The sequence below is a fragment of the Methylomonas koyamae genome (assembly GCF_006483455.1).
Classification (GTDB): Bacteria; Pseudomonadota; Gammaproteobacteria; order Methylococcales; family Methylomonadaceae; genus Methylomonas; species Methylomonas koyamae_B.
Genome location: NZ_PPPU01000017.1, coordinates 24,217 through 41,320 on the forward strand (window position 1 = coordinate 24,217; position 17,104 = coordinate 41,320).

General features: G+C 56.3%; 15 protein-coding genes. 5 read left to right on the top strand and 10 right to left on the bottom strand.

Annotation, left to right across the window (positions count from 1 at the left end; translation table 11 throughout):
* Nucleotides 1-24 precede the first annotated feature (24 nt).
* Nucleotides 25-3,006, top strand: coding sequence for a FimV/HubP family polar landmark protein (locus tag C2U68_RS21730; RefSeq protein ID WP_140912444.1), 2,982 nt, complete (start codon nt 25-27; stop codon nt 3,004-3,006).
* A 53-nt stretch (nt 3,007-3,059) separates the two neighbouring features.
* On the opposite strand, the gene C2U68_RS10510 is transcribed toward C2U68_RS21730, so the two are convergent.
* The 3 genes from C2U68_RS10510 to groES all read right to left on the bottom strand — a co-directional run bounded on the left by C2U68_RS10510 (nt 3,060) and on the right by groES (nt 5,930).
* The gene (locus tag C2U68_RS10510) at nt 3,060-3,791 is read right to left on the bottom strand and encodes a response regulator (protein ID WP_140912445.1); all 732 of its coding nucleotides are present in this window, start codon (nt 3,789-3,791) and stop codon (nt 3,060-3,062) included.
* 154 nt (nt 3,792-3,945) lie between these two features.
* Nucleotides 3,946-5,586 carry a chaperonin GroEL gene (gene groL, locus C2U68_RS10515; RefSeq protein ID WP_140912446.1) on the bottom strand — a complete coding sequence of 547 codons (1,641 nt, stop codon included), beginning with the start codon at nt 5,584-5,586 and terminating at the stop codon, nt 3,946-3,948.
* Between the two features lie 56 nt (nt 5,587-5,642).
* On the bottom strand, nt 5,643-5,930 hold the full coding sequence (groES, locus tag C2U68_RS10520) for a co-chaperone GroES (protein ID WP_054760220.1): 288 nt from the start codon (nt 5,928-5,930) through the stop codon (nt 5,643-5,645).
* Nucleotides 5,931-6,132: 202 nt separating this feature from the next.
* Between groES and C2U68_RS10525 the strand changes: the two genes are divergently transcribed.
* On the top strand, nt 6,133-6,894 hold the full coding sequence (locus tag C2U68_RS10525; RefSeq protein WP_140912447.1) for a HesA/MoeB/ThiF family protein: 762 nt from the start codon (nt 6,133-6,135) through the stop codon (nt 6,892-6,894).
* Nucleotides 6,895-6,937: 43 nt separating this feature from the next.
* Here the strand turns inward: C2U68_RS10525 and C2U68_RS10530 are convergent, their stop codons facing one another.
* Nucleotides 6,938-7,144, bottom strand: a complete 207-nt coding sequence (locus tag C2U68_RS10530; protein ID WP_140912448.1) for a hypothetical protein — start codon at nt 7,142-7,144, stop codon at nt 6,938-6,940.
* Nucleotides 7,145-7,333: 189 nt separating this feature from the next.
* Here C2U68_RS10530 and C2U68_RS10535 point away from each other — a divergent pair, with 189 nt between their 5' ends.
* Nucleotides 7,334-10,027 (top strand): cation-transporting P-type ATPase, encoded by a 2,694-nt coding sequence (locus C2U68_RS10535; RefSeq protein ID WP_140912449.1) that lies wholly within the window; start codon nt 7,334-7,336, stop codon nt 10,025-10,027.
* On the opposite strand, the gene C2U68_RS10540 is transcribed toward C2U68_RS10535, so the two are convergent.
* On the bottom strand, nt 9,995-10,606 hold the full coding sequence (locus C2U68_RS10540; RefSeq protein ID WP_140912450.1) for a TetR/AcrR family transcriptional regulator: 612 nt from the start codon (nt 10,604-10,606) through the stop codon (nt 9,995-9,997). The genes C2U68_RS10535 and C2U68_RS10540 overlap by 33 nt on opposite strands.
* Before the next feature lie 96 nt (nt 10,607-10,702).
* On the opposite strand from C2U68_RS10540, the gene C2U68_RS10545 reads away from it, so the two are divergent.
* Complete coding sequence (locus C2U68_RS10545; RefSeq protein ID WP_140912451.1) at nt 10,703-11,170, top strand: DUF1348 family protein; 468 nt, start codon at nt 10,703-10,705, stop codon at nt 11,168-11,170.
* Between the two features lie 88 nt (nt 11,171-11,258).
* Here C2U68_RS10545 and C2U68_RS10550 read toward each other — a convergent pair whose 3' ends face one another.
* The 4 genes from C2U68_RS10550 to C2U68_RS10565 all read right to left on the bottom strand — a co-directional run bounded on the left by C2U68_RS10550 (nt 11,259) and on the right by C2U68_RS10565 (nt 14,536).
* Nucleotides 11,259-12,488, bottom strand: coding sequence for a pyrophosphate--fructose-6-phosphate 1-phosphotransferase (locus tag C2U68_RS10550; RefSeq protein ID WP_140912452.1), 1,230 nt, complete (start codon nt 12,486-12,488; stop codon nt 11,259-11,261).
* Nucleotides 12,489-12,529: 41 nt separating this feature from the next.
* A complete protein-coding gene (locus C2U68_RS10555; RefSeq protein ID WP_140912453.1) occupies nt 12,530-12,931 on the bottom strand; it encodes a hypothetical protein in 402 nt (133 codons plus the stop codon).
* Nucleotides 12,932-13,034: 103 nt separating this feature from the next.
* A complete protein-coding gene (locus C2U68_RS10560) occupies nt 13,035-13,811 on the bottom strand; it encodes an alpha/beta fold hydrolase (RefSeq protein WP_140912454.1) in 777 nt (258 codons plus the stop codon).
* 2 nt (nt 13,812-13,813) lie between these two features.
* Nucleotides 13,814-14,536, bottom strand: coding sequence for a DUF445 domain-containing protein (locus tag C2U68_RS10565; protein ID WP_140912455.1), 723 nt, complete (start codon nt 14,534-14,536; stop codon nt 13,814-13,816).
* Between the two features lie 199 nt (nt 14,537-14,735).
* On the opposite strand from C2U68_RS10565, the gene C2U68_RS10570 reads away from it, so the two are divergent.
* A complete protein-coding gene (locus tag C2U68_RS10570; RefSeq protein WP_140912456.1) occupies nt 14,736-16,259 on the top strand; it encodes a B12-binding domain-containing radical SAM protein in 1,524 nt (507 codons plus the stop codon).
* Here the strand turns inward: C2U68_RS10570 and C2U68_RS10575 are convergent.
* Complete coding sequence (locus C2U68_RS10575; RefSeq protein WP_140912457.1) at nt 16,235-17,077, bottom strand: SDR family oxidoreductase; 843 nt, start codon at nt 17,075-17,077, stop codon at nt 16,235-16,237. The two genes, C2U68_RS10570 and C2U68_RS10575, sit on opposite strands and share 25 nt — an antisense overlap.
* Between the last annotated feature and the right edge of the window lie 27 nt (nt 17,078-17,104).

The following is a 17,104-nucleotide window of genomic DNA, read 5'->3' on the forward strand; positions in this document are numbered from 1 at the left end:
GTGTCACCAGTGAAGGAAAGCAATGTGAGCAATTTAACTAAAGCTTTAGCGGTTGTCTCGCTACTGGCACCGGTTAACGCCCTGCCGCTCGGCATCGGCGAAATACAATTGCATTCCGCGCTGAATCAACACCTCAATGCCGAAATTAAACTGACCGTCGACCCGAGCGAAAATCCGTCCGACGTGTCGGTTCGCTTGGCGCCGCCGGAGAAGTTCGACCAAGCGGGCGTAGTCTGGAATTATTTTCTGTCGAAAATCAGGTTCGAGCCTGTCGTTCAGGCCAACGGCTCCATCCTTGTCAAAATCACTTCGCGGGAAGTGTTGACCGAGCCGTTTCTGGACTTCCTGTTGGAAGTCACCTGGCCGCAAGGCAGCATGACCCGCGAATTCACGCTGCTGATAGACCCGCCCACCGCCTACAACAAAGCCACGATCCCGGTCGTCCAAAGTCCGAGTTATTCCGAGGAACCGCTTGAAATACCCCCCCGCCCTGCCCGGAAGAGCCGCACCGCACCGCGGCGAGCGGTCGCAGCGGAGCCGGGTGATAGCGCCAATCAGCAAATTGCTACCGACGGCGAATACGGTCCCATACAAAAAACCGACACGTTATGGAGTGTCGCCGCTCGACTAGGCCAAGAACGCAATGTGCCGACGTATCAAATGCTGAATGCATTGCATAGAGCCAATCCCGAGGCATTCAATAACGGCAACATCAACTCGCTGAAAGAAGGCGCCCTGTTAAAAATCCCGAACCTGGAGCCGGGCCAACAACCGCTGCGGGCAGAGTCCAAACCAGCGGCCAAACAGGCAAAGACCGAACCGGCAGCGACAGAAAAAGTCGCCAAACCGTTGGAGCTGATCGCCCCGTCGGAAGCAAAACTTGGCACCAATACCGCTATTGGCGAGAAAGCCAAATCCGGCTCGCATTCGACGGCCCCGCATGCCGGCGCGGAAAGCGCAGCAGAAGCCTCCGGCGACGGCAAAGATCTCGAACTGCAAGCCCGCATCGAAAAGCTGGAACAACAGCTGAACATGATGCAGCAGTTGCTGGCTTTAAAAGACCAGCAACTCGCGTCGCTACAAAACAATAAACAAACACCAGCGCAAGCCGAAACTGTGCCGTCGCCAGCTCCGGCTCCGGCTCCGGCTCAGACAGCGCCTGCGGTAACGCCACCAGCAAAAGCGGAACCCAGCCAGACGCAAGCGCCAACCCCTGCTCCAGCTCCAGCACCAACAGCGGAACAACCTGCGCCACAGCCGGCTCCGCCACCAGCGCCGAAACCGGTAATAAAAGTGGCGCCGCCGGCTCCGGCTCCGGCTGCCGAAGAGGAAGGGCTATTTTCGTCCGATGCTTACTATTGGGTCATCGGCGGCCTGGGCAGCGGCGTGCTCGGATTACTGGGCTGGTTACTCTGGCGCAAGCGGAACATAGACGAACGCATCAACACCGAAAGCATGTTTGCTTCGGCCAGCCAAATCCAAATGCCGGATTCTGAAAGCAGTCTCTCGGTGCCGATCATGGACATCAGCAACACGTCAGAATATGACGTCGGTACTGTCGGGGAAAGTTCGTTTATCAGCGATTTCACGCCGAGCGATTTCGACGCGTTCGACACCGACCAAAACGAAGTCGACCCAATCTCGGAAGCCGACGTTTATCTGGCATACGGCCGCTACCAACAAGCTGAAGAACTGATCCGGCATGCGATTCAGGAACAGCCGAACCGCGACGAATGCAAACTGAAACTACTGGAAATCTTTTACGCCAGCGAAAATAAAGACGCTTTCTGCGCTTACGCCAGAGAGCTGGCCGACGCCGGCAAAAAAGCCGACAAGCCGTTCTGGAAAAAAATCGCGGACATGGCCAAAGAAATTGCGGCGGACTCGCCCCTATTCGCTGCCGAAGCCGACCATTCCAGCGCAGCTGTTGCGGCAGTTGCGGTCAACGAATCATTCGAGCCCACCTTCGTTACAGCCCCCTCGACCGAAGCCGAAACGGCCACTCTGGAAGATGACTCGGTGTTCGCGCTACTGGATAACGAATTGGCGGATCTGGACCTGGATCTCGATAAAAACCTGGAACTGGACGATAACGGCCTGGATTTCGATTTAGGCGAATTCGACAGCGGCGCGAAATCCAAAACGCCGGACCTGAAAAGCGTATCCCTTGACCACGCCGCCCCTGCGGATCGGGACGAACCGACTGTCGACGATAAACATATCGAATCCTTTGATTTCAATTTAGATTTCGCCGCGCCGGGAGTGGACGAGAAACCCCAATCCGCCGCCGTCAGCGACGACCTTGCGCTGGAGACCATAGAATTCTCCAGCATTGCCGACGACGAGCCGCAAACCGCAGACAGCTCGTCCGTTGCAAACGCCAGCATCGATAGCTTCGATTTTAATTTCGAGCTGGAAGCGCCAAAAACAGCTAAGTCCGAGCAGGTTGCCGACAATGGACTGGCATCTGCCGAGGAATCGACGCTGGAGATTGAAGGTTTCGATTTCAGCGACGTGGTTACGGAAGTGACGCAAGCTGAACCAGCAGCAGCGGAGCCGGTTGTAGCGGATATCGAAAGCTTCGATTTTAATTTCGATGCAGACCTAGCGGCTGCCGAGTTGGCAAGCACTGCCCACAAAGCCGATTCGCCGCTGAATCTGGAATCGGAATTAAAACTGGAAACATTCGACTTCTCCGACTTCGACAGTCTGAGTCCGAAACCGGCCGAAACCAGTGACACGGCTAAATCCGACGCAATAGACGATTTTAATTTCGAATTCGATTTCGACGCGCCGATTATCAGCTCCGGCAGCGACGACAAATTCGAAGTCGGCGTATCCGATCTGACCGACATGGACGAGTACGAAACCAAAATCGACTTGGCAAAGGCCTATATCGACATGGGCGATTTGGACGCGGCAAAAACGATTGCCGAAGACGTGCTAGCCAAAGGTTCCAAGCAACAACAGCAGGTGGCGCAGGCCTTGTTGGACGAATTGAAATAACCCGTAACTGTTTCGCCCGTTTATTCCGCCGCCAGAGCTGTAGCAGCCGCCGTTTAACCGGCGGCCAACGATTGCAATACCGCAGCCTGATTATTCAACAACCACACCGATTTTTGCTTCAACGCCTCGAAATGCTGGTCGGCCTGTGCCAATTGGTTGGACAGCAAGGCCTGCTCCAGACTTTCGGTCACGGTCCGACAATCGGCAAAATCGAAAAAACAAAAGGTACCGTGCAATTTATGCACAATTTCCCACGCTTGCTGATTAGCCGATTCACCTAAAAGGCGTTCGATATCGGCCAATTGGACCGGCAATTCGGCAAATAACTTGCCGATCAACATTTGGCTGAGCGGCTTGTTATCACGGGTTTTGCCCAACAATTGCCGGGCGTAATAGTCCACACCAACGTCTTCCGCTTGCCACCGTTCTAAGATTTCCTGCAGCCGCGCCAAACGGATCGGCTTGACCAGATAATCGTCAAATCCGACCGCCAATGCCTGTATACGCTGACTTTCCTGCGCATGGGCAGTGACGGCAACGGCCGGCGTCTGGCAGTTCGGACCTGACTGGGAGCGCAACCGGCTGATTAAATCGAAGCCGCTCAGAAACGGCATATTCAAATCCAGAAATAGCAGGCTAAATCGGTGCTGCGCCAATAAACTCCACGCCTGGCGGCCGTCGCCGGCCAACATCACATCCTGAGTCCATTGCGACAATTGCTCGCAAAGCAGCCAAAGATTGGTTTCGTTGTCGTCGGCTATCAATATTTTACAGTCAGCAGCCATGGTTAAATCCGCTATTGCGCCGTCCGGCTCAAGTCGATTGGAAAGCTCAGTTTAATTTCGGCCGATCTGGAATTCAATTCGCCCGCAGACTGCAAGCATAAAAAAACCCCGGTTCCTTACGGAGACCGGGGTTTCTGGCCAAAGCTGGGATGAATTACATCATGCCGCCCATGCCGCCCATGCCGCCCATATCAGGCATTGCAGGGCCTTTGTTGTCGCTAGGTGCGTCAGCGATCATCACTTCGGTGGTGATCATCAGACCGGCAACGGAAGCGGCGTTTTGCAGCGCTGAACGAGTCACTTTCGCCGGATCCAGAATACCCATCGCGATCATGTCGCCGTATTCGCCGGTTGCAGCGTTGTAACCAAAGTTGCCACTGCCTTTTTTGACTTCGTTCAGAACGACCGAGGCTTCATCGCCGGCATTGCTGACGATTTGACGCAAAGGCTCTTCCATCGCGCGGCGCAGGATGCTGATACCGACGTCTTGGTCGTGGTTGATGCCTTTCAGGCCTTCCAGAGCAGACAGGGCACGGATCAGCGCAGTACCGCCGCCGGCCACCACACCTTCTTCAACCGCAGCGCGAGTTGAATGCAGGGCGTCTTCGACGCGGGCTTTTTTCTCTTTCATTTCCACTTCGGTTGCGGCGCCGACTTTGATGACCGCAACACCGCCAGCCAGTTTGGCCAGACGTTCTTGCAGTTTTTCACGGTCGTAATCGGAAGTCGCTTCGTCGGCTTGAGCGCGGATTTGCGCAACACGGCCTTTGATTTGGTCTTCGTTACCAGCGCCATCGATGATGGTGGTGTTTTCTTTGTTGATTTGGACGCGTTTTGCAGTACCCAATTGGCTGATGTCGGCTTTTTCCAGAGACAGACCGACTTCTTCAGAAATCACCACACCGCCGGTCAGTACAGCAATGTCTTCCAGCATGGCTTTACGACGATCGCCGAAGCCTGGGGCTTTAACCGCAGCCACTTTAACGATACCGCGCATGTTGTTGACCACCAGAGTAGCCAAAGCTTCGCCTTCGACGTCTTCAGCGATGATCAACAAAGAGCGACCGGATTTGGCCACGCCTTCCAGAATCGGCAACATTTCGCGGATGTTGGAGATTTTTTTGTCGTACAGCAACACGAAAGGATCGTCCAATTCGACGCTCATGCTTTCTTGTTTGTTGATGAAGTATGGTGACAAATAGCCGCGGTCGAATTGCATACCTTCGACGACGTCCAAATCATTATCCAGACCGGTGCCTTCTTCAACGGTGATGACGCCTTCTTTACCGACTTTTTCCATCGCTTCGGCGATGATGTCGCCGACAGATGCATCGGAGTTAGCTGAAATAGTACCAACTTGAGCGATGGCTTTGCTGTCGCTGCACGGAATAGAGGCCTCTTCGATGGCTGCAACCGCTTTAGTTACCGCCAGATCGATACCGCGTTTCAGGTCCATCGGGTTCATGCCCGCTGCGACTGATTTCAGGCCTTCGTTGACGATGGCTTGCGCCAGCACGGTTGCAGTGGTGGTACCGTCACCGGCCACGTCTGAAGTTTTGGACGCCACTTCTTTAACCATTTGCGCGCCCATGTTTTCGAATTTGTCTTTCAATTCGATTTCTTTCGCAACAGACACACCGTCTTTGGTGATGGTCGGTGCGCCGAAACTTTTGTCCAGCACGGCGTTACGGCCTTTAGGGCCCAGGGTTACCTTAACCGCGTTCGCCAGAATGTTGACACCGGCTACCATCAAAGCACGAGCGTCGCCACCGAATTTCACGTCTTTTGCTGCCATTTTTTAATTCCTAAATATTTAAAGAGATTGAAAAAGATAAATGAGGTGAATAGGGCTTAGCCCAAGATGCCCATGATGTCTTCTTCGCGCATGACGATATATTGCTCGCCATCGACTTTAACTTCGGTGCCGGAATATTTACCGAACAATACTTTGTCACCGACTTTGACTGCCATAGGACGTACTTGGCCGTTGTCTAACGGTTTGCCTGAGCCAACAGCCAGCACTTCACCTTCGCTCGGTTTTTCGGCGGCAGAACCCGGCAGCACGATACCGCCAGCGGTTTTGGTCTCTTCCTCAACACGTTTTACGACTACACGGTCATGTAACGGACGAATTTTCATCAATGTCTCCTCGATTAATAAAGTTAAAGGTTAAAACTGATAAGCTTTTTAAAAAGCCGTCCGCTCCAGAGCGGACTACGCGTTTTTTAAACAACTTGCAATTTATTAGCACTCTCCAATAACGAGTGCTAATAATATCCGGGTTTTGCACTCTGTCAAGCTCTTTGGCATCATCTGCGGCCTAGCCACCACTATCCGCGTTATGAACGACGAACAACTGCTCCGCTACAGCCGGCAGATCATGCTGCCGCAAATCGACATCACCGGTCAGCAAAAACTGCTGGACGCCAAAATCCTGATCGTCGGTGCCGGCGGCTTGGGTTCGCCGGCCTCGATGTATCTCGCCGCTGCCGGTGTCGGCAGCATTACCTTGTACGACGACGATCAAGTGGACCTGAGTAATTTGCAGCGGCAAATAGCCCACGACACAGCCGATATAGGGTTGGATAAAGTAATTTCAACCCGGCAGACGCTGGAAAAAATTAATCCGGAGGTGGCTGTGGTGGCGCGCAAGCAAAGGCTAGCCGGCGCCGAATTGCGGCACGAAGTCGAATTAGCCGACGTGGTGCTGGATTGCAGCGACAATTTCGCCACCCGTTTCGCCATCAACCAAGCCTGCGTAGAACAACGGACCCCGTTGGTATCCGGCGCCGCGATCCGTTTCGAGGGCCAAATCAGCGTGTTCACGCCCGGCCGCAACCAAAGCCCGTGCTACAACTGCCTGTACCAAAGCGACGGCGAAGAGTTGCAAAATTGCGCCAGGAACGGCGTGGTCGCCCCGATCACCGGCATCGTCGGCAGCATGCAGGCGCTAGAGACGATAAAATTGCTGACCGGAATCGGCGATCCGTTGACCGGACGCTTATTGATGCTGGACGGCCTGAGTATGGAATGGCGCACGATGCGGTTAAAGAAAAACCCGAGTTGCCCAACCTGCGGCGATACGGCCGGCGGACACGCATAAAAAAGCCGGGATAAGCCCGGCTTTTACCGATCACGTTGGCGACTCAGCTTTTGCCAAGTTTGCCTTTGAGCGCGTCAATCGCTTTGGCCACCGCGTTCAACACCGGCGATTCGCTGTCGCCGTGCGGCTCAATGTCGCCGAACGGCTCGCCGTTTTTCATTGTGTACATATAAATGAAATACCCTAACGGTGCGAACGCGAAGATGGCAATAATCAGCATCAAAACCACCAGTTCGATAACTCCGCCCATAACTACCTCCAACTATTTGTTTTTATTTTAATTTAGAATAAGGCCACAGGCCTCGGTTACGGACTATAACCCCATAACCAACAAGGAACAAGCAGAAGATGACGATTGTCAATCCGAAGCGCATGCCGGCCCGAATCGGCGCCGAAAAACCGCGCACAGCCCCTCTGCCACAACCGTTTTTCTGAGACCATGAAGCAAAATCCGCAAACCCTTTGGCACAACCTGGCGCCGGAGCAGTTACTGTCGCAATTGGACGTGCAACTCGGCGCCGGCCTGTCCAGCCAAACCGCCCAGTCCAGACTGGAACAAGCCGGCCCCAACCGCCTGACGCCGCCGCGCGGCAAGGGTCCGTTGCGCTTACTGCTCAGCCAATTCCACCAACCGCTGATCTACATTCTGCTGTTTTCCGCCGCCACCACCGCCTTCCTGGAAGAATGGGCCGACAGCAGCGTCATATTCGGCGTAGTGCTGGTCAACGCCATCATCGGCTTCATCCAGGAAGCCAACGCGCTGAAAGCGATCAATGCCCTCGCCCAAACCCTGAACGTCAGCGCCAACGTGCTGCGCGACGGCCAACGTCGGACAATAGCCGCCGCCGACCTGGTTCCCGGCGATCTGGTTTATCTGCAATCCGGCGACAAAGTCCCGGCCGATTTGCGACTGCTGCAAACCCGGGAATTGAAAATAGACGAAGCGGCGTTGACCGGCGAGTCCGTCCCAGCCCAAAAACAGGCCCAGACCTTATCCGCCGCGACCTTACTGGCCGACCGCGCCAATATGGCTTATTCGTCAACGCTGGTCAGTTACGGCAGCGCCTTGGCTGTGGTAGTCGGCACCGGCGACGACACCGAAATCGGCCGCATCAACCGTTTGATCGCAGGGACCGAACCGTTGGAAACGCCGCTGACCCGGAAAATGAGCCAATTCAGCCAATTGCTGTTGTGGGTCATCGTCGCCTGCGCGGCACTGACATTTGCCGTCGGCGTTTGGCGTGGCCAAAGCGCGCTGGATATGTTCATGGCCTCCGTGGCATTGGCGGTCGGCGCGATTCCGGAGGGCTTGCCGGCGGCGCTGACCATCACGCTGGCGATCGGCGTCTCGCGCATGGCCAAGCGCAACGCGATCATCCGCAAACTGCCCGCCGTGGAAACCTTGGGCAGCACCACGGTGATTTGTTCGGACAAAACCGGCACGCTGACCCAAAACCAGATGACGGTGCAATTCGTTTATGCCGGCGGCGAGCAGTTCGCCGTCAGCGGCAGCGGCTACACGCCGGACGGCGAATTTCACGCGGCCGGCCAACCGGTCGATCTGCAACAAAAACCGGCGCTGCTCGAATGCCTGAAAGCCGGCCTGCTGTGCAACGATGCCCGTTTGATCGCCGACGTCGATAACTGGCGAATCGAAGGCGACCCGACCGAGGCGGCATTGCTGGTATCCGCCCATAAGGCCGGTTTGCACCACGCCAGCGTCAGCAACGGCCACCCGCGGCTGGACGCCATTCCGTTCGAGTCGCAATACCAGTTCATGGCGACACTGCACCATAATCTGGCGCAGGACGAACGCCACGTTTACTTGAAAGGCTCGCTGGAAAGCTTGCTCGACCGTTGCGACCTTGGGTTTTCCGCCGATTTGCAACCGGTTCCGCTCGACAAACACCAACTACAACGCCAGGTCGAGATCCTGGCCGCGCAAGGGCTGCGCGTGCTGGCTTTCGCCCGCACCGACCACGGCGACGATGCCGTCGCTCACAGCGAAGTCCGCAGCGGCCTGACGTTTCTCGGCCTGCAAGCGATGATGGATCCGCCGCGGCCGGAAGCGGCCCGGGCGATAGCCGCCTGCTACCGGGCCGGCATCGCCGTAAAAATGATCACCGGCGACCACCCGGTCACAGCTTTGGCAATCGCCAAACAACTCGGCATGCGCCACAGCGAAAAGGCCATTACCGGCAGCGAATTGGAAAATTTCGCCGAAGCCGACTATCTGCAGCAAGTAGAACACTGCAACGTGTATGCCCGCATCGCCCCCGAGCAAAAACTGCTTCTGGTCCGCGCCTTACAAGCCAAGGGCCACGTCGTGGCAATGACCGGAGACGGCGTCAACGACGCGCCGGCCTTGCGTCAGGCCAACATCGGCGTGGCAATGGGGCTGGGCGGCACCGAAGTCGCCAAGGAAGCGGCAGCGATGGTGCTGACCGACGACCATTTCGCGACGATAGAAGCCGCCGTCGAAGAAGGCCGCGGCGTATTCGACAATTTGGTGAAGTTCATCGCCTGGACCCTGCCGACCAATCTCGGCGAAGGCCTGGTCATCACTGCGGCAGTATTCGCCAACGTGGCATTACCGATCACGCCGCTGCAGATTTTGTGGATCAACATGACCACGGCAGTACTGTTAGGCTTGATGCTGGCCTTCGAACCCAAGGAACCGGGCTTGATGCAGCGTCAGCCGCGCAACCCGGAGCAGCCGATCCTGACCCGGCACTTGCTGTTCCGGATTTGCTTGGTCGGCGTGCTGTTGCTGGCCGGCGCCTTCGGCTTGTTCGAATGGGAATTGACGCAGCAAGCAACCCTGGCCAAAGCCCGTACGGTCTCGGTAAACGTGTTCGTATTCGGCGAATTGTTTTATTTGTTCAATTGCCGTTCTTTACGTTATTCGATGTTTAAAGTCGGCGTATTTTCCAATCCCTGGGTCTTGGTCGGCGTCAGCGCCATGATCGCCCTGCAGTTATTGTTCACTTACTGGCCGGTCATGCAGCAATTGTTCGGCAGCGCGGCGATCGGCCAGGACGAATGGCTATTGATTTTGGCGGTCAGCCTGGCGATTTACGCCATCGTCGGTCTGGAAAAGTTACTGCTGCGCCGCTTCGGCCGCCGCCGTTGACGTCGTCTGCAATGCCGACAACAGCAAGGCCAAACTATCCAACGACTGTTTGGCATCCGCGTCCCGGGCTTCGGTCTGGGCGCGGACGATAGCGCCGTCTATCGCGACCGCCGCCGCTTGCGCCAGCGCATCGCGCTGAGGCGTATCAACCAGCAATTCCCGAATCGCCATCGCCATGTCCTGCTTATGGCTATGGCAAATCTCGACGACATCCGGCAACGCGCCGCCCAGTTCGGCAACGCTATTGATAAATGCGCAGCCGCGGTAAATCGGCTTGCGGAACCATTCCGCCATCACCTCGACCAGCGGCAATAGCCCGCTTCCCGCATAGCCGCCATGGCGCCGGATCGCGTCGGCAAACCATTCCATCCAGATCCGGTGCCGGTAATCCAGAAACGCCCGAATCAAAGCGTTCTTGCTCGGAAAGTGGCGGTAGAACGTGACTTTGGTAACGCCCGACTCGGCGATCACTTTATCGACGCCAGTGGCGCGAATACCTTCGCGGTAAAACAAGTCGTGCGCCGCCAGTAAAATTCGCTCGCGCGCGGGTAAGTCGGAAGCGGTTTTCGATGAATCCATGGCCATGGCTCGATTGTAGACAACTCTGTCTACTATTGCTACCATGGCCATGTAGACAAACCTGTCTACACAATCCTCATCTTTCGGGAGCGCACTATGGAAACCAAACCACCCCTTCCCCCGTTTACCGCCGAAACCGCCGCGCAAAAAGTGCGGATGGCCGAAGACGCCTGGAACAGCCGCGATCCTGATCGGGTCGTGCAGGTCTATACCGAACACAGCCGCTGGCGCAATCGCGCCGAGTTTCCGGTGGGCCGGCAACAGATCAAAGAATTTTTGCAACGCAAATGGGCCAAGGAACTGGATTACCGGTTAATCAAGGAATTGTGGGCCTTCAGCGATAACCGCATCGCGGTTCGGTTTGCGTACGAATGGCGCGACGACGCCGGCAACTGGTTCCGTAGTTACGGCAACGAAAATTGGGAATTTAACGAATTTGGCCTGATGCAGCGCCGCTTTGCCAGCATCAACGATTTGCCGATCACAGACAACGAGCGCCTGTTTCACTGGCCGCTGGGCCGCCGTCCCGACGATCACGCCGGGTTGACCGATTTGGGTTTGTGAATTGTTGATAGAGGCGAATCTATTCGCCTTTCCCAAACAAAAAGGGGCGGTTAAACCGCCCCTGCCGTTCTTCTAAGGCGAAAACGACTTAGTGGCTAACGTCGACCTTGCCGCCTTTGGGCTGGCCGATCTCGCCCAGCATTTTGTTGAACCAGTCGGCATCGATATTGAACGGCTTGCCGCCTTTGATGCGCGGGAATTCGATCGCCCGCAGCACGTTGCCGTTGTCTTCGTCATGGCCGATCACGCCGGATTCACGGCGGAAGGCGCATTCGACCGCCAAGTCGGCGCAGGATTTGATCAAGCGCATGTCGTCGACGTTGGATGCCGCAGCGCGGGCAAAGTAACCGGATTTTTGCACCAGAGTTTTTTCGGCGCCGACCATTTGCGAGAATTGCTCACCGAACCATTTGCCGGGGTTGACCGCATCCAGTTTGATGTGGCCGAAGGCGTCGCGCGGCACTTCCTGACCTTTGGCCTGCATTTCGGCGACGATAGACTCGACGCCGGCACCTTCGGAAACGAAGATGTTGACGCAATCGACTTTGTCCATCACCTCGCGCAGACGCTTGGCTTCGGCTTCCAGATCGATCGCCATTTCCGGGACGAAAACGGCATGGACTTCGTAAGACTCGCGGCTCAAGCCCAATTCCGGCAGCCAGTCGGCTTTATCCAGCAGTTTGCGGTATTCCTGGGCGGTAGCAGCGGTCAACCAGCCGCAGTTGCGGCCCATGACTTCGTGGACGATCAGCATGCGCGGGTTGGCGTTGTTCTCGGCCACCACGTTCATGAAGTAGCGCGCGCCTTGCTCGGCGGCAGTCCAGGCACCCAGCGATTGCTTGATCGGGAACACGTCGTTGTCGACGGTTTTCGGCAAACCGATCACGGTCAGACCATAGTTGTTCTTCGCCAAAAATGCCGCCAGATCCGCCGCGGCGGTATTGGTGTCGTCGCCGCCGATGGTGTGCAGAATGTCGACGCCATCCTTGATCAACTGGTCGGCCGCGACTTTTTGCGGGTCTTCGCCTTCTTTAACCAATCCGCGTTTGACGCAGTCTTTGACATTCGTCAGTTTGACCCGGCTATTGCCGATCACGGAACCGCCGAAACGTTGCAGTAAACCGGCTTTTTGACGCACTTCCGCGGTGACAGGGTATGAATCTCCCAGCAACAGGCCTTTGTAGCCGCCGCGGTAGCAGATGATTTCGATACTCGGATCGATTTCCGTGTAACGTTCAATCAAGCTGCCGATAGCAGAGTTCAGACATGGCGCCAAACCGCCAGCGGTAAGAATTGCGACTTTTTTTGGTTTACTCATGAGCGTTTCGAATAAATAGTTATGAAAAGGGATGGCTAGAGTTATGCGCCATCGGCATTGGAGCCGCCTCTGCGCCGGCGTTGCCCGCCTTTGGTGCGCAGCGTCAGCCAAATCGGCGCAAGCCGCGCGATTCTAACACAAGCTTTTCGTTTCTCGGCCACCGAACTGAAATCGCTTAACTCGCCCAATTTAAACGGTTGCGCCACAAACACCAGGGTCTGCCAATCCGGGGTCATCGCGGCCGGCACCAGCGCCGAGTAGGTAACGGGTTCCGGACCGACGGTAGTTATGCTGATTTTGGTGAAGTCGCCTTCGCTGCTAAACGACAGCGACAGATAATCGCTGAGCGCCGCTTCCGTTTGCGACGCGATAAAATCGTCCAGAGAAAGCGCAAGCCGGTGGTTTTTTCGGTTCGGCGACTGCCGACAGGAATGGTTGGACATATCATTACTCCGCAATGCTCTAGCTTCGAGGCATGCCGGATGATAGCCGCTATCCGGGAGCAGGCTAGTGTACCAAGGTTCTAAACCCTAAAAAATCAAGCTGTTAGCGCTTACCCGACAACCAATCCTCCACCAACCGGCAGAAGGTTTCGGGCGCTTCGACATACAGCCAGTGCCCGGTATCCGGGATGGTGCTGATCCTGGCGGCGGGAAATGCTTGGTACACGGCCTGCTCGTCGATGTATTTCGAGCGCTCGCCGCCGATAAACAAGACCGGCCCGGCAAACGCAGCGGTATCGGCGTCGGGAAAACCGACGATATGGTGGGCGTTGCGCCGCATGATATCCAAGTCGATCCGCCAGTAGTACTGGCCGTCCTTTAACAACAGGTTTTGCAGCAAGAACTGGCGGTAGGCCAGATCCGGAATCGCGTCGGCCAGGGCTTCCTCCGCTTGCTTGCGGTTGCCGATACTATCTACCGGCAAGCTGCCCAACGCGTCGATCAACGCATCGAAGCTGTGCTGGTAACTGACCGGAGCAATATCGGCAACGATCAGGTTGGCAACGCGCTGGGGATACTGCAAAGCCAACCACATCACCGCCTTGCCGCCCATGCTGTGACCGAGCAAATCGGCGGCGGCGATGCCATGCCGATCCATAAAGGCGATCAAATCGCCGGCCATGCTCGGGTAGTCCAGATTCTCAGCCTGCGGCGAGCTGCCGTGGTTGCGCATATCCAGCACATAAACATGGCGCTTGGCGGCCAGGCGCTTGGCGACGGTGCGCCAATTGCGCGCCGCCGCCAAGAAGCCATGCACGATGATCAGCGGAGTCCCGGCCGGTTGGCCGTGGCTTTCGTAAACCAATTCGACGCTGGTCATGCTCAGGCAAATCCGAACAATGCGCCCAGCAGGCCGCCGAATACCCCGCCCCACACCACCAGCCAGCCCAGGTGCTTTTTGATGATGGATTGCACCATTTCTTTCACCAGCTGCGGCGTCAACTCGGCGAGGCGCTTGTCGATCACCGCTTCGATTTTGCCGGTCAGGTCTTCGCCGATTTTGTGCGCGTTCAGGCCGTTTTGCAGCGCTGATTTGAAAGTATCCGAATCGACCATCTCTCGCAGCGTGTGCTGCATTTTTTCGCAAAACGGTTCCTTCAGCGGCAGCAAGGCCTGCTCGCCGCCCATCATCAGCAACATCCCGCCGAACGACGAAGCCATGATCGAGCTGACCAGGCCTTCGTACACCTTGTCGTAGTCGACCGCCCCCAGCAGCGGTTCCACATTCAGAATGCTGCCACCCTGCCGTTCTTCGGTTTCGATGAATTGCTCGATATTTTCCACGGTGAAAAATTGCTCCATCATCAAGGCCTTGATCGAGGCTTTAAACTCCTCGAACCGGGCCGGAATGATGCCGGAACCGTACAAAAACGGCACTTTCTCGAACAGCATGTGGATTGCCAGCCAGTTGGTAATCGCGCCGGAAAACGCAAAGAAGCCGATGGCCTTCAAGGTCTCCGCGTAATAAGGGCTGAGGTAGCCGGCAGCGATAATCAACAAAGAGATGAAATTGGTTAAGAAACTTTGATTCAGTAATTTTTTCATGGCGATACAAACTGGGTTCGAATTGGGGACACGTCCCGCTGGCATTTTATCAGGCCGGTATAGGCTCCGGCCCCCACTTAATGGCAGTCGATGCGGAATATTTCAAGCGGCAACCGCACCCGGTCACGGTTTATCGTGCCCGACAATCGATGTTATGCTCGCAGCCCGCCCAGCTACAGACCAGTAAACCCGACCGAACATGCCCGATATCGTCATCACCACTCTGAACGCCCGTTACATCCACAGCGCGTTTGGCTTGCGCTACCTTTACGCCAATATGGGCGAATTGCAGGTACGCACGGCGCTACTCGAATCCGGCATTCAGCAGCGCCCGCTGGAAATCGTCGAAAAATTGCTGGCGCAGCAGCCGCGAATTATCGGGTTTGGCGTCTATATCTGGAATGTGGCGGAAGTCGGCGCGATTGCGGCGATTTTGAAGCAGGTCGCACCGCAGATCGTTTTGGTAGCCGGCGGTCCGGAAGTCAGCCATCCGCCCGACTTACCGGCCTGGGCGGAGTTGGCGGATTACATCGTCACCGGCTACGGCGAAGTCAGTTTCCCGGACTTATGCCGCCAACTGCTGGCCGGCAACGAGCCGCCGGCCAAAATCATCGCCGGCCAAACCGTGGCCTTGCAAAACCTGGCATCGCCCTACCCTTATTACAGCGATACGGATATCCGCCAGCGCATCGTTTATGTCGAGGCCTCGCGCGGCTGCCCGTTCAAATGCGAGTTCTGCCTGTCCTCGCTCGACCTGACCGCGAAGCCGTTTGCGCTGGAAGCTTTTTTAACCAGCATGTCTGAATTGCATCGCCGCGGCGCCCGCAATTTTAAATTCATCGACCGCACTTTCAATTTGAAGACCGATACCAGCGTGGCGATTCTGGAGTTTTTTCTGGAACGGCTGAGCAGCGACCTTTATTTGCATTTCGAAGTCATCCCGGACAATTTACCGGAGCGCTTGAAAGCCGCCATTGCCCGCTTTCCGCCAGGGGTGTTGCAATTCGAAATCGGCGTACAAAGTTTCGATCCGGCCGTGCAACAGTTAATCAGCCGCAGGCAGGATAACGAGAAAACCAAAGCCAATCTGGCTTGGCTCCGGCAGCATTCACACGCCCACATTCACGCCGATCTGATCGCCGGCCTGCCCGGCGACACGCTGGCAAATTTCGGTAACAGCTTCGATGCGTTGGTGGCCTTGCAGCCGCAGGAAATCCAGGTCGGCATCCTGAAACGGCTGCGCGGCGCGCCGATCAACCGCCACACCCAAGCGTTCGATTTACGTTACGATCCGAATCCGCCTTACACCTTGCTCAGCAGCAGCACATTCAGTTTCGCCGCGATGCAAGGTATCGGCCGCTTTGCCCGCTTCTGGGATTTGATCGGCAACTCCGGCCGCTTCGCCCACACCTTGCCGCTGATTTTAGCCGACCGGCCGTTTGCCCGGTTCATGCAATTCAGCGAACACCTTTATGCGCTGAGCGGCAGTACCTGGCAAATAGCGTTGAAGCGTTTGTTCGAACTGACCTACCAGGTGATGATTGGCCCTATGCAGCTAGATCGAACTAGCGCGCTGGCTTGCCTGCGCGAAGACTTCAGGCTCAGCGGCGAGAAGGGTGTACCCAATTTTCTCGCCACCGCAACGGTATCGCCGACGGCGAAAACCGTCACTGCCAACAAGCGACAAAGGCAATCGATTCAAGCGGAATACGGCGACAAATAACCGTCCTTGTAACTCGGATAGAGCCAGCGATAGCCCAAGGCATTGAGCCGAGCGTTACTGCAGCGCTTGTTTTGCGGCGCGCCTGTCACCGGCGGCAAAGCCTGCGGCGGCGGATAGCCGAATTGCGCCGCGATCCAGGTCATGACGTCCCACAACGGCGCCGGATCGTTGTCGCTGGCCACATAACACGGGTCGAGTTTGGTTCCATCCAGCATTTTGCCAATCAGAAACAACAGCACCGCGACGCAATCGTCCTGATGGATGCGATTGGTGTAGCTGGGCGGATCGCGCTGGATCGCCTCTCCGGCGGCCGCCCGCCTCAACAACCAGTCGCGACCGGGGCCGTATATGCCGGAAAATCTGACCACACAGTTACGCTCTCCGGCCTGCCACAAGCGCTGCTCGGCTTTTACCAACCACTCAGCAGTTGCGCTGGCCGGTTGCGTCGGACTGGCTTCGTCGACCCATTCCCCGCCGTTTTGGCCGTAAACGCTGGTGGAAGAAACCATAAGAAAGGGGGGCGTCGCTCCGGCATCGGCAAAATGATGCAAGACGTTGTTAAGACCGGTTCCATAAAGCGCTTGATATTGCTCATGCTGCCGACTGTCCGCGGATACGACAAACACGACCAAGTCGTAGTCGGTAGGAATTAAGGCTGACGATAACGGCCGCGTAATATCGCTTAACCGTAGCGGAAATGGTGGCGGAACCGCCAAGGGCGTGCGTTTTAACCCAGTCACGGAATGACCGCTACAGCTCAATGCGGTAGCCAAACCAAAACCAATCTTACCGCATCCAACAATCAGAACCCTTGCCACCGACTCACCTACAGGAGAATAAAGCTC